Raw genomic sequence first — 14,312 nt, forward strand, 5'->3', positions numbered from 1 at the left:
AATCTTTATAAAAAATCGAAAGGTTGTTTTTTACACCCCTAGAAAAAGCCTTTGTTATATATGAGATTCCTCTCTCATGACAGTTGCATATTTTTGCGTTAATTTCATTGTGAACTTACTCAAAGATTTTCAAAAAAAGTCAGTTTTAACCAAGACCTGTGGTATTTATTGACAAATATTTTTGAATGATTTTTATTCAGAATAGCAATCTCCATCAAATCACACCAGCAGACAAAAAAACCAACAGCACAATGAAACAAAATTAAGAATTTTCACCCCCAAAAAGGTCAATAATCCTTTATGAGGGTGTAGGCCATTAACAAGGTGTTTTTTTGCTGATGCGCCACGAATAGCTTTTGTAACTGGATTGCATTGATCTGGAATTGATATGAACCCGCATCTACTGTGTTTCTAACCGCAACGCTACGCTCACAACGTATGGACGTTTTTATGGATGAAAAACTGGAGGTATTGTCGAACCATGATGACGCATGATGACGTGCATATGGGGAAATAAACAGATTAAATTTTAATCGGATGTGGTAGAGTGACACACATTCATTGAGAGGTTAATCATCATGTCCTTTATCGATTACGCAATGAAGTTCTTCAGTGGTGCATCGACGACCACTATCACCTGCCCTGTTTGCGGCTTAAAATCATCTCAGCCTGTCTCCAAAATCCGTCTAAAACAGGCAATGCTTTGTCCTGGATGTAAAGCTCTGTTTGTCCCCAAACGCTAGTTCCAGATACCGGGTAACACAAACCCGATGTTCTATACTTAGACATACACCAGCAGTTGTTAAATCCCTGATGCCTTACGCCCATCCTGAGAGAACGTTTCTGAACTGATTTCGCAACTGCTCTTGCGCGCTATGTCGCATCAGAGCAACGCTATGAAAATGAACCCCAGGGCGTGGTTTAGCCGCTCCCGAATCCTGACGAATACCTCCGGACATGTTTCGTTTCCGGCTAATGATCCTACCGCTGACAATAATAATAACCTGCGTTCAGAGCTGTTTTCGACGCCTCAGATGGAACGATACGGTCAAAAGCTTGCGCGCACACATAAATTATCACCGGACAAGCTGCCTTACTATTTGCTCAAACGTCTTGGTGATAATGAAGCCGTGATCACGCAAAACTGCTATGAGCTGAATGCAGGGAAAAAAAACAGCATTATGCCCGCCGGAGAGTGGTTACTGGACAACTACTATCTGATTGAGGAACAAATCCGTATCGTTCGCCAGCACTTGCCGAAAAGCTTCGGCAAAGGCCTTCCTTCTCTGACATCTCCCCATAATTGCCCGCGCATATACGATGTAGCGTCAGAGGCGATTGCGCATGGCGACGGACGCTGGGATACCGCCAGCATGACCAGCTATATCTCAGCCTACCAACAGGTGACACCGCTAACATTAGGGGAAGTCTGGGCTTTACCGGGTATGTTGCGACTGGCCCTGATCGAAAACCTGCGTCGCGTCAGTATGGAAGTCGTTAAGGCGCAGAAAGAACGTAGCCTGGCAGATAGCTGGATAACACGGATTTTCGAGTGTGCGGAGAACGCCCCTGCAGATTTAATCCTGGTGATTGCCGATATGGCGCGCTCACGCCCACCGTTGAGTAGTGCATTTGTCGCAGAACTGGTCCGTCGTCTGCAGGGACATGGTAATGCACTGGCGTTACCTTTGACCTGGGTTGAGCAGCGCCTGGCTGAACAGGGTGTCACTACCGATGAGCTAATTCATAGCTTCAATCAACAGCTTGCTGCCAGTCAGCTTTCTGTCAGTAACAGCATCGCCGGTTTACGATTACTAAGTGAAACTAACTGGGCAGATTTTGTCGAGACGATAAGCGTGGTTGAACAGACCTTACGTCTTGACCCTGCTGCCATTTATTCCAGAATGCACTTTGATACACGGGATCATTACCGCCATGTTATTGAAATTCTGGCGCGAGACAGTCACTTCAGTGAGTTGGAAGTGGCCAACCGAGTGCTCTTGCTTTCTCAGGAAGCGGAGCCCGAAACGCCCGGTCATCATATTGGCTATTATCTGGCAGGTGAAGGACGCCAGAAACTGGAAATTCAACTGTCGGCTGACACACCTGGACTCATACGCCTGCGGCACAGTTTCAATAAAATCCCCCTGCTGTCCTGGCTGGGTAGCCTGAGCCTGCTGACCACGGCAACAACAGCCGCTATATTGCACGATACGGCGCTGCAGGGAATGGGATGGTTGCTAATCGCTATGGCATTGCCGTTAATTGTGGCTGTCAGCCAGTTAGTGAGCGATCTGCTGAGCGAGGCGACGACACGTTTTCGAATCCCTCGCCCGCTGCCACGGATGGATTTTTCAGCCGGGAGCCCCGATGATTGCGCCACAATGGTGGTTATTCCCTGTATGCTGACCCGCCATGAAAGTATCAGCAAACTGCTCACCAGTCTTGAAGTGTGCTGGCTCGGCAATCAGGATAAAAACCTCTGCTTTGCCCTTCTTACCGATTTTGCAGACTCCACACTTGAAAATACTGAAGGTAACAGCGACCTGTTAAACCTGGCAATCGCAGAGACGCAGGAGCTAAACCAGCGCTATCCTGCCAGCCGTCCGCGCTTTTATTTGCTGCACCGAAAACCTGAATGGAATCCCACTCAAGGTGTGTGGATGGGTTATGAACGTAAGCGCGGCAAACTGGCATCACTGAACACCTGGTTACGCCATCCCACAACACAATTTTCCAGCGTGGCAGACATGCCCGCCCATTTGTTACCACGGCACATTAAATATGTCATCACCCTGGACAGCGATACCGTTCTGCCACGCGATACTGCACATAAGCTGATCGCGACGATGGCGCACCCGCTGAATCGACCAGAGTATGATCCGCAGCGTCAAAGAGTCGTTAAGGGATACGGAATTTTACAACCCGGACTGGCGGAAGAGATGCCACGAAATGGCCAGGGACGCTATGCCGCCATGCGCAGCAGCGTTCCGGGTAATAACCCCTATTCAATGATGTCTTCAGATATCTATCAGGATCTCTTTGGAGAAGGATCGTTCGTCGGCAAGGGCATTTATGATGTCGATACCTTTGTCCAGGCCACAACCAATACCTGCCCGGAAAATCTGGTCCTCAGCCATGATTTACTGGAAGGATGCTATGCCCGTTCCGGACTACTGAGTGAGGTTTTGCTCTATGAGCAGTATCCGAACAACTATCTGTCGGACGTTGCACGCCGCACCCGCTGGATCCGTGGCGACTGGCAACTGCTGAACTGGCTAAAACTTCGCGTCAGAAAGGCGGATGGAAGCCGGGGAAAAAACCCGTTATCCGCACTATCATACTGGAAACTATTCGATAATTTGCGTCGCAGCCTGGTAGCCCCCTCTATGCTGGCACTGCTGTTTTCCTCCGTGCTTTTGGTACCCAATCCGTTTTACTGGCTTGGCGTGCTGGCACTGGTATGGCTGCTGCCTACAATGTTGAGCATCACTTACGATCTGCTGCATAAACCTCTTCGCCGTCCGTTAAGACAACATCTCTTGCTGGTCGCGGCCGGAGCTCTAAAGCGCCTTTCCAGCATCGGGTTGAACTTTTTGTTATTACCGCATGAAGCCGGATATTCGCTGTACGCGATTGGCGTGACGCTCTGGCGCCTCGGTATCAGTCACCAAAATCTCAACCAGTGGACCAGCCACAGCCCGGATAATCAGCAATCCCATATCTCAGTTTTTCGTTTTTATCGGGCGATGTGGATGAATGTGGCAAGCGGTGTGACCTTTGCAGCTCTGACGGCACATTTTGCTCCACTGCTTCTGACCGTTGCGCTACCCGTCAGCGTAGCGTGGTGTCTGACTCCCCTGCTGTTAAGCTGGTTAAGCCGACAGCCTGTACGTAAAACATTCTCACCGAATCAGGAACAAAAACAGTTGTTACGCCAGACGAGCCGCGAAATATGGGCCTTTTTTGAAACGTTTGCTACAGAGCAGGAGAACTGGCTTCCACCTGATAATTACCAGGAAATACCGCAACCGACAATCGCGCATCGCACTTCTCCCACTAACATTGGCCTTTCTCTGCTGGCCAACCTGACGGCCTGGGATTTTGGTTATCTGCCTGGTGGCGAAGTCTTACAACGTGTGACGCTCACTCTCGATACGCTGGATAAAATGGAGCACTTCCGCGGTCATTTGTACAACTGGTATGACACCCGAACGCTGGCGCCTCTTAGCCCACGTTATATCTCCAGCGTTGACAGCGGCAATATGGCAGGCCATTTACTGACTCTGCGCGAAGGTCTGACCGCTATGCGTCATCAGCCGGTTTTAAACTGCGAGCAGATACTGGCCGGGTTGAACGACACAATGGCTATTCTGGAGATGCATTGGGGACAGAATACGCCAACCGGTATGCGACTGCTGCGCAAACATTGCCTCAGCGCGATGTCATTGCCTCCGGTACAGTTGTTCAGTGAACTTAAAAAAATGCGCGCCCAGTGTAATCATCTGACAGCTCAGTGCCAGCAAGAGAGTCATCTTGTGGTGCGCTGGGCAGAGCATCTGGAGCATCAACTGGTTCAGGTATGTCATGAGTGGTCACATTTGCTCGGCTGGTTACCGCCATCGTATGACACCACTACGCTGCCGACACTGAGCTGGATTGCCCGTGCGAAGCATACCGGGGAAGGCACGCCTCCTGCTTCGGCTATCACCCTGGCACGCATGAGACTGGACATTATCACTGAACTGGAGCAACGACTGAACGACCATGCGCAAATGGATTTCACCTTCCTTTATAGTGAAACAACCAATCTGCTCAGCGTCGGCTACAACGGCGATACCAATACGCTGGATAAAAGTCACTATGACCTCCTGCCCTCTGAAATCCGTCTGACCAGTTTTCTCGCCATTGCGACTAACCAACTGCCGCTCAAAAGCTGGTATGCCCTGGGACGACTGTTTACTACCATCGACAATGAAACCGCATTAATGTCATGGAGCGGCTCGATGTTTGAATATCTTATGCCGAATCTGGTTATGCCTGCCTGGCCCGGCTGTCTGCTTGATGAGATGAGCCAGTCTGCGGTTAAGCGCCAGATAGACTGGGGTAAAGAGCGCGGTGTGCCATGGGGCGTGTCAGAGTCGGGTTATCATGCTTTTGATGTTCAGCATAATTATCAGTATCAGGCGTTTGGCGTACCTGGCCTGGGTCTGAGACGCGGGCTGGCTGACGATATGGTCGTTGCCCCCTATGCCACATTACTGGCTCTGATGATTGCGCCACAGAAAGCCTGTGAGAATCTGCTCGAACTGGACAAAAACGGTGCGCGCGGCGAATACGGTTTCTATGAAGCGCTGGACTATACGCCATCACGCCTCGCCACCGGACAACTGTATGCCATCGTGCAGTCCTGGATGGCGCACCATCAGGGAATGGCATTCCAGGCACTGGCCCACGTGTTGCTTAATGCTCCAATGGCAGACCGGTTCATGTCGAGTACCGCTTTCCAGTCAGCAAGCCTGCTGTTACAGGAGCGCGTACCGGATGCAGTCGATCTCTATAGCCCGCGCCGTCATTTTGAATCTCATGAAGGAAGAGTTAAACCGGTTCGCTATGAACCGCGTGTTTTCACCGACGTGGACAGTCCGGTACCCGAGGTCCAGCTGTTGTCTAACAGCCATTACCATCTGATGTTAACCGCTGGCGGCGGTGGGTACAGTCGCTGGAACGATATTGCCCTCACCCGCTGGCGCAGCGATAGCACCCGGGATAACTGGGGGGCATTTTGCTATATCCGCGATCCGCAGACCGAAGAAGTATGGAGCAATACCTGGCAACCAACTGTCAGTAATGGTGATAGCCGTGATGAAGTTATTTTTACCGATGCCGGCGCAGAATTCAGACGCAATTTCGGCACAGTGAGCGTCAGAACACAGGTTGTGGTCTCTCCGGAGGATGATATTGAGCTTCGCCGACTGACACTGGTACATCGTGGTCGCCAGCCAAGAACCTTCGAACTAACCACTTATGCCGAAGTGGTACTGGCACCTGAAGCAAGCGATCTGGCGCATCCTGCATTCAGTAATTTATTTATCCAGACCGAGCTTGATAATGACCGTGACGCCATCCTTTGTCACAGGCGTCCGCGCTCGCCGGACGAACAGAGTCCCTGCCTGTTTCACATGATGGTCGTGCGTGGCGATAACCATAAAGGCGCTTCGTTTGAAACCGACAGAGCGAAATTTCTTGGGCGCGGCAGAAATCCGGCCAATGCGTTTGCCACTGGCTTAAATGGACCACTCAGTAATACCTCAGGGTCAGTGCTGGATCCCATTCTGGCAATACGCCATACAATTACGTTACAACCTGGACAACCAGTGACAATTGATATCGTCTATGGCATCAGCGCAAGTCGTCAGCAAAGCCTGGCCCTGCTGGAAAAATATCGCGATCGCCCCATCGCTGATCGCGTCTTCGAAGTCGCCTGGTCTCACAGCCTGGTGGTATTACGCCAGATGAACGCCAGTGAAGATGATGCTTCGCTATTTAATCGCCTCGCCAGTGCGGTGCTTTACCCCTGCCAGGAATTACGCGCCGACAGCCAGGTAATCAGCCGTAACCGTCGGGGTCAGTCTGGCCTGTGGGGTTGGGCGATTTCCGGCGACCTGCCGATTGTCCTGCTCAGTATCGTCAGCGAAGAGAGTATCGACGCGGTGACCACGCTTATTCAGGCGCATCGCTACTGGCGGCTGAAAGGTCTGGAAGTGGATCTGGTTATTATGAATAACAGCCCAGGAGGCTACCAACAGACCCTGCAAAATAAGATCATGGATTTAATTTATGCCGGGTCAGAAGCAAATCTGGTAGATAAATCCGGCGGGATTTTTGTGCGTAATGGTGAGCATCTGAGCGCCGAGGATAAACAGCTTCTAATGAGTGTGGCCTGTTTGTACCTTGATGACCGCGCGGGTGGAATTAATGAACAGCTCAACCAGCGGATCCATACAACCAAAATTCTGGCCAGGCCACTGATTCCCCACACTACGGTTCGGAACAATCAACACAGTGACTGGACACCGGATACCAGTCAGTTACGCCACTTCAACGGTTACGGCGGGTTTTCTCAGGACGGTCGTGAGTATCAGATTGTACTCAGGGAAAATGCGCCCCCTCCAGCCCCCTGGTCCAACGTACTGGCAAACGCCCGTTTTGGTAGCGTAATCTCGGAAGCCGGACAAGCCTACAGCTGGTATGAGAATGCGCATGAATACCGGTTAACACCGTGGGAAAACGATCCGGTCAGCGACCGCAGCGGTGAAGCATTTTATCTGCGCGATGAAGAAAGCGGTGCCTGCTGGTCACCGACCACGTTACCGCTACGCGGTCAGGGTGATTATTTGACCCGTCACGGCTTCGGCTACAGCGTATTTTCTCATCGTGAAAGTGGTATAGACAGTGAGTTGACGATACTTGTCGCTGAACTGGAGCCCGTCAAACTGGCGATCCTGACGCTCAGCAACAATTCGGGGCGCACGCGTAAACTGTCCGTTACCGGCTATGTGGAATGGGCTTTGGGGGAATCGCGAACCCGATCGGCCCTGCATATCGTGACGCATTCTGCGAATATCCCGGATGGCTGCGGCGTGATGGCCAATAATTTTTACGGTGCCAACGGTAATGAACGTACCGCCTTTTTCGCCGTCAGCGGGCCTCATTGTTCACTGACAGGCGATCGCCGTGAGTTTATTGGCCGCAATGGTTCCCTGCATTACCCGGCAGCCATAAAATTACGCAGGCTCTCAGGAAAAACAGGTGCCGGGCTGGATCCATGTGGCGCGGTACAGTCTGCGACCACATTAATTGATGGTGACCAGCGAACCTTTATTTTTGTTCTTGGCGCAGAGGAAACCCAGGCTCAGGCCCAGGTGACAATCGCCCGTTATTTGGATGAAGAAGTCGCCCGCCAGGAGTTGAACAAGGTACACAGTTACTGGCACAGCGTGCTGGACAAAATCGAGGTTCACACACCTGATACCACCGTTAACTTGCTGGTAAATGGCTGGCTGCTATACCAGACAATCGCCTGTCGTCTGATGGCGCGTAGTGGTTATTATCAGTCCGGCGGCGCATTTGGTTTTCGCGACCAGTTGCAGGATACACTGGCTCTGAGCCATGCTGAACCAGAACGTCTGCGCGAACAAATTGTGCTTTGTGCCTCAAGACAGTTTGCTGAGGGAGATGTGCAACACTGGTGGCATCCACCTCACGGCAATGGCGTGCGTACACATTGTTCGGATGACTATCTCTGGCTCCCGCTCGCTGTTTGCCACTATGTAGAAGCGACGGGAGATATGAATGTGCTGGAACTGGCAATCCCGTATCTGGAGGGCCGCCCGATCCCTCCCCGGGAAGAGTCTGTCTACGATACCCCTGTCATCAGTGACACAAAAGAATCGCTGTGGTTACACTGCGTAAAAGCCATTCAGCATGGGCTACAGTTTGGGCCGCATGGCCTGCCGCTCATCGGGGCCGGGGACTGGAATGACGGGATGAACCGGGTCGGCATTGAAGGTAAAGGTGAAAGCGTCTGGCTTGGATTCTTCCTGTACGATATTTTGCAGCGCTTCGCAGAAGTGGCGGAACAACGTCAGGATACCACTGTCGCGTCGATGTGCCGTTCGCAGGCCTTGCTCCTGCAAAAAAATCTCGAGTCCTCAGCCTGGGATGGCGAATGGTACCGGCGAGGATATTTTGACGATGGGACTCCGCTGGGATCGAAAGCCTCTCAGGATTGCCGGATTGATGCGATTGCGCAAAGCTGGTCCGTATTGTCCGGGGCAGCCAGCCCGGACCATAGTGCGCGGGCCATGCTGGCACTGGATAAGCACCTGGTCGATAACGATGCCGGGTTGATTAAACTGTTAACCCCCCCTTTCGATGGTCACGGGCCTAATCCGGGTTACATTCAGGGTTATCTGCCAGGCGTGCGAGAAAACGGTGGACAGTATACACATGGTGCCATCTGGGCAGTGATGGCATTTGCCCGAATGGGCAATACATCGCGTGCGTGGCAGTTGTGGTCAATGATAAATCCAATAAACCACACGTTGAGTGCAAACGGAGTCGAAATCTATAAAGCCGAACCGTATGTCATGAGTGCGGATGTTTACAGCATCGCGCCCCATACCGGTCGTGCGGGATGGAGTTGGTATACCGGTTCTGCAGGTTGGGCATACCGCCTGCTAACAGAGGAACTGCTGGGGATAAAACGTTCCGGTACGGTTTTGACCATTCATTCTCAATTGCCGGATGGTTGGCCATCTTTAAGCATGACCTACCAGCATGGCAACAGTGAGTATTACATCACCGTTTCGCGCGGTGATGGCGAATACCAGGTCATACTGGATGGCGTTCTTCTACCTGATGACAGAATCTCGCTGTGGGATGATGGACAATCTCATACTGTTGAGATCCTTCAAAACTGAAGCTCGTTAAATATGCGCATTAACGTCCGCCGTTAATGCGCTGACTATCTCTGAGAACATCAAACGCGGTCTGCATCGCGATTTATCCTCTCTTCTTTTTTTGCTTGCATTGCATTGTCAGAAGAAACTCAAGCACTGGATTAAATATACACAACATAAATCAAATATTATTAAACAAAGGCGTATAATTAATAATACATTCTACAGAGTATTAATTTATGTCTTACACAGATGGACTCAGACAATTCAAAGAAAGACCCGTACACGTAACCTGTCCGGTATGTGCCCACATAGCAGATCAAAAAGCCGGGAAAATGCGCAAGGATGCTGTTCTGGAGTGCCCTGCCTGCGGGCTGCTATTTCGCCCGTCAGAATGCTGGTGCATTGGTGGTTAACAGGCATTCCAATCTTGAAAGTTAAAGGTAAAGCTTATGAAAACCAGAAAAGCTGTTTTTATTGAAGGTGATATCATTGCCAGCCGACTGTTAGGAGAAGCCAGCCAACCCTTTTGTATCCACAGAGTTATGTTTAATAATGGGAAATATGCAATCGTGCGGGCAGCATCCGGCATATGTTTCAAAACTGGGGACATTATTCAACGAAACGAGAACGAATGGTTTTATAACCATACCAAAATTCGTCTTCTCTCCTTTGAATATCTTGAAGAAGACGAATCTGGACGGCAATTGCTTGAATATTATTAATATATCCATTAGCACAAGAATAATTGATGCTCTACGAGAAATTTGCGGTTAATACACGTAATGATCGGCCATTATGTCGTAATCTTAAAGAGCAGCAGCCTGCTCTGGATTCAGACCGACTCCATCCCATACAGGAGAATCAAACATGGCCGACTGGAACCCCTCGCTCTATCTGCAATACGCCAGCGAACGTACAAGACCTGCGGCAGAATTACTGAGCAGAGTGGCGTTAGAAAATGCACGTACAGTCGTCGATCTGGGCTGTGGTCCGGGAAACAGCACGACGTTGCTGCATCAGCGCTGGCCATCGGCCAGAATCATCGGGGTGGATTCATCACCTAACATGCTTAATGAAGCGCGTAAAGCGCTGCCAGACTGCCACTTTGTTGAAGCCAATATCAGCAAGTTTCGGCCGGAACAGTCATTTGATCTGCTTTACGCGAATGCTTCCCTGCAGTGGGTTCCTGACCACTATGAATTGTTCCCACAACTGGTATCCCTGTTGAACTACAACGGAGTACTTGCCGTGCAAATGCCAGATAACTGGCAGGAACCGACACATGTCCTGATGCGTGAAGTGGCCTATGAGCAGGGTTATCCCGATCGGGGACGCACGCCGCTCCCCGGTGTGCATGCATATTATGACATTTTGACTGAAGCGGGATGCGACGTGGATATCTGGCGCACAACCTATTACCACATTATGGAGTCACATCAGTCGATTATTGATTGGGTCAGCTCGACGGGGCTACGCCCATGGTTGCAGGAGCTGAGTGAAAGTGAACAGCGTAATTATCTGGCGCGCTACCATGAACTTCTACAGGAACAGTACCCACTTCAGGAAAACGGTAATATCCTGCTGGCATTTCCACGCCTGTTTATTGTTGCCCGACGCGATTTTTAACCTCATTGAATTCGATATTGGCCTCTTTATTACAGAGGCTAATACAGAGAAGGCCAGATCTCATTATTGATTATGCGCGCCTTCGCCTTTTTAAGATCAGAATCTAGTGGTAAAGCCTTTCATCTGCTAGTGTCTGAAAACGTTTAACTGGCGAGAGTTGTCATGTCAAAAATCTACACTGGCGGTTGTCTGTGCGGTTCAATTCGTTTTACTGCCACCAACCCCAATAATTCACATACCTGCTCCTGTGACATTTGCCGCAAGCATACGGGTGCGCCCACAGTAGTATGGATTGAGTTTAATGCCGGGAATGTGGAATGGACAGGCAAATCCGGTAAGCCAACGACGTGGCGTTCTTCGGATACGTCCAGCAGAGCTTTTTGTCAGCAGTGTGGAAGTTCAGTGGGCGCCATCGATGACGCCCCCGTCATTGCATTATTAGTCGGAGGTTTTGACGATCCGAATGATGCGGATCTTGCTCCGGAGTTCCACTCTTTTACAGACATGCAACCGACATGGTGGCAAAAAGAGGTTAACTGAAATCTCTTTTACGTCAGCTGATAATGCTTATCCGGCATGCGCTTAGCTGGAACAATCGCTTCATCGTTCATCTGCAGCAAATCTATTTCTATCGCATTACAAATAGCATCGAGCGGCAAATCATTATTCTCTGTGCCAAACGGATCTTCGAGTTCTTCAGCCAACGTGTCGAGAGAGATAAAGGTATAGGAAATAAGCACTGAGATAAACGGCGTCATATAGTGCAGATCCACCACCAATGCGAATGGCAGCATGATACAAAACAGATAAACAGTACGATGCAGGATCAACGTGTAGGCAAACGGCACGGGGGTATTCGCAATTCGTTCGCACCCCGCCAGTACCGCTGACATATCATTTAACCTATTGTTTAAACTATGGAATAATATATCAGAGAGCTGACCGCTGCGCCTGCGAACAGCTAACCATTCCCCCATCAGCAACAGGATGCGGTTTGCCGGGGACTGCGAAGCAAACACGGTCTGCAAATCTGTCGCACTGAGGTATTTCACCAGCGGTTCCGACTGTGGCTGCCGGCGCAAAGTCATACGCAAACAGTGCGCAAACGCAATTTGCAAGTTAACGAATTGCCGCAATTCGCCGTCGTCCGGTAAGGTAGTTTTCACTTCGCGCAACAGCGATCGGGAAGCAATCATCAACTGTCCCCACAAATGCCGGGCTTCAACGTAACGTGAATAGCAGGCGTTGTTGCGAAAACCTAAAAAGATAGCAATTGCGACGCCCAGGATGCTAAATGGCGCCAGCGTAAATTTGATACCCAGCATCGTATACCACGGCAGCATGATAATAACGGCGATGGAGAGCAGGAAATTCAGGAGCAGACGTGAAAAAATCTTGGATAAAACTGAACCGTGCCAGACAAAAATCAGGCGTAGCCAGTGTTGTTGAGGTCGAACGATCATGGTTATCTTCGAAAAATGTGAAAGCCGCGCCATTAAACGTGATCGTGATCAATGTTGCAAGCACATCCCGACAGTTAATTCCGCACTTCTACCACTGCAAGAAACAGTCAGCACAAGCGTCACAGACTGTATGATTTAAGAGAAACATCCGTATGTTGTAACTAATCAGGCAGTACGAAAAACCCGGCCAGGGCCGGGTTATTGGATCAGCAAATTAGCAAAGCGGTTTTACGGCTTCACGCATGCCTTTCACCAGAATCGTATCCAGATCGGCAGAAACCTGTTCCACCAGCCCGGGAACCTGCGTCAGGTCCTGTTCCCAGTGATCTTTTACAGCCAGAACGGATTTTACCAGCTCTGGGGTGCTGATCTGTCGGTCATGATGCTGAGCCCACAGCTGCTGAAAACGCTCAATCCAATGTGCATCATCCTGAACCGGGTAAGACTCACCGTTACGCTCCCCACGATAAAAAGCAATCAACGCCGCCAGAGCGAACGTCAGGCGCGCCGGCAGTTTGCCGCTGGCCTGCTGCCCTGCCAGCAACTGCGGTAGAATACGGGTGCGGAATTTGGTCATACCGTTCAGCGCAATAGACAGCAACTGATGCTTGATGTACGGATTACAGAAACGCCCCGTTACTGCACTGGCGAACGAAGCCAATTCATCACGTGGCAAATCCAGTACCGGAATAATCTCTTCATAGATAGCTTTTTCGACGAAAGCGCAAACCTCGGCATCATTCATCGCTTCACCCACTGTATCCAGCCCAGCCTGGAAGGCCACCGGAACCAGAGCGGTGTGCGCACCGTTCAGAATTGCGACCTTACGCTCTTTATACGGCTTGATGTCATCCACAATCAGCACATTTAGCGGATATTTATCCAGACGCAGTTCAGACGCTAATGTCTTCGGCCCCTGAATAACAAACAGGTAAAAGTGTTCAGCAGTATCAAGGAAGGCATCGTGATAACCCAGCTCCGCTTCAAGCTTCGCGACTTCATCACGCGGATAACCGGTCACAATACGGTCCACCAGCGTGGAACAAAATGCGTTTGCCTGATCCAGCCATTGCACAAACGTTTCTGGCAATTCCCATTCCTGAGCGTAACGCAGCACCAATTCACGCAGCGCATCGCCATTGTAATCAATCAGCTCACAAGGAATGATGATCCAGCCTTTATCCAGCGCCCCATCGAAATGGGTGTAGCGCTCGAAAAGCAGACGGGTCAGTTTTGCCGGGTAGCTCACCGCCGGTGCATCGTCGAATTTGTCACCCGCATGGTAACTAATACCGGCTTCAGTTGTGTTGGAGAAAACAAAGCGCATATCAGGATTATGCGCCAGCTTCAGGAACTCATCGTATTCGCTATAGACGCTGATCTCACGGTTAACTGAGCGAATTAAACGCGCCTCGCTAACGGCCTCTCCTTTTTCATTCAGACCGCGAATGATTGTGGTATAGAGACCATCCTGTGTGCTCAGTGAAGGCGGAAATGTACTTTCGATAGGACGAACAATGACCACACCGGAATTCAGATCGGTATGCTCATTCAGCAGATCAACTTGCCAGTCAACAAAGGCGCGCAGGAAGTTTCCTTCACCAAACTGAATAATACGTTCAGGATAGTGAGCACCGGGAAAATCGCGACGATTTAGTGTTTGCACAATGGGTTCCCTTTTTGATTAGTCATACAACCTGATTGAATTGGTCCAATAGGTTAGCAAACTTTAATACATTGAAACCCTGTTTTGATC

At 50.3% G+C, this 14,312-nt stretch carries 8 protein-coding genes; 6 read left to right on the plus strand and 2 right to left on the minus strand.

Annotation, left to right across the window (positions count from 1 at the left end; translation table 11 throughout):
• Positions 1 to 578 precede the first annotated feature (578 nt).
• From OGY01_RS07870 to OGY01_RS07890, 6 genes are all read left to right on the plus strand, one after another.
• Positions 579 to 743 (plus strand): YnfU family zinc-binding protein, encoded by a 165-nt coding sequence (locus tag OGY01_RS07870; RefSeq protein WP_223306990.1) that lies wholly within the window; start codon positions 579 to 581, stop codon positions 741 to 743.
• A 153-nt stretch (positions 744 to 896) separates the two neighbouring features.
• Entirely contained in the window at positions 897 to 9,485 is an 8,589-nt protein-coding gene (locus tag OGY01_RS07875; protein WP_286492795.1) for a glycoside hydrolase family 94 protein, read from the plus strand.
• 218 nt (positions 9,486 to 9,703) lie between these two features.
• The gene (locus OGY01_RS23670) at positions 9,704 to 9,880 is read left to right on the plus strand and encodes a YnfU family zinc-binding protein (protein ID WP_223306989.1); all 177 of its coding nucleotides are present in this window, start codon (positions 9,704 to 9,706) and stop codon (positions 9,878 to 9,880) included.
• A 36-nt stretch (positions 9,881 to 9,916) separates the two neighbouring features.
• Positions 9,917 to 10,189 (plus strand): hypothetical protein, encoded by a 273-nt coding sequence (locus tag OGY01_RS07880; protein WP_286492796.1) that lies wholly within the window; start codon positions 9,917 to 9,919, stop codon positions 10,187 to 10,189.
• 145 nt (positions 10,190 to 10,334) lie between these two features.
• Entirely contained in the window at positions 10,335 to 11,093 is a 759-nt protein-coding gene (gene tam / locus OGY01_RS07885) for a trans-aconitate 2-methyltransferase (protein WP_048221472.1), read from the plus strand.
• 162 nt (positions 11,094 to 11,255) lie between these two features.
• Entirely contained in the window at positions 11,256 to 11,633 is a 378-nt protein-coding gene (locus OGY01_RS07890; RefSeq protein WP_045442757.1) for a GFA family protein, read from the plus strand.
• Between the two features lie 8 nt (positions 11,634 to 11,641).
• Here the strand turns inward: OGY01_RS07890 and OGY01_RS07895 are convergent, their stop codons facing one another.
• Together OGY01_RS07895 and OGY01_RS07900 are read right to left on the minus strand one after the other, a co-directional pair.
• Positions 11,642 to 12,556, minus strand: a complete 915-nt coding sequence (locus OGY01_RS07895; protein WP_045442753.1) for a bestrophin family protein — start codon at positions 12,554 to 12,556, stop codon at positions 11,642 to 11,644.
• 214 nt (positions 12,557 to 12,770) lie between these two features.
• Entirely contained in the window at positions 12,771 to 14,222 is a 1,452-nt protein-coding gene (locus OGY01_RS07900; protein ID WP_286492797.1) for a tagaturonate reductase, read from the minus strand.
• Between the last annotated feature and the right edge of the window lie 90 nt (positions 14,223 to 14,312).

Source organism: Citrobacter sp. Cm038 (assembly GCF_030333105.1).
In the GTDB taxonomy this organism is placed as follows: Bacteria; Pseudomonadota; Gammaproteobacteria; order Enterobacterales; family Enterobacteriaceae; genus Citrobacter; species Citrobacter murliniae.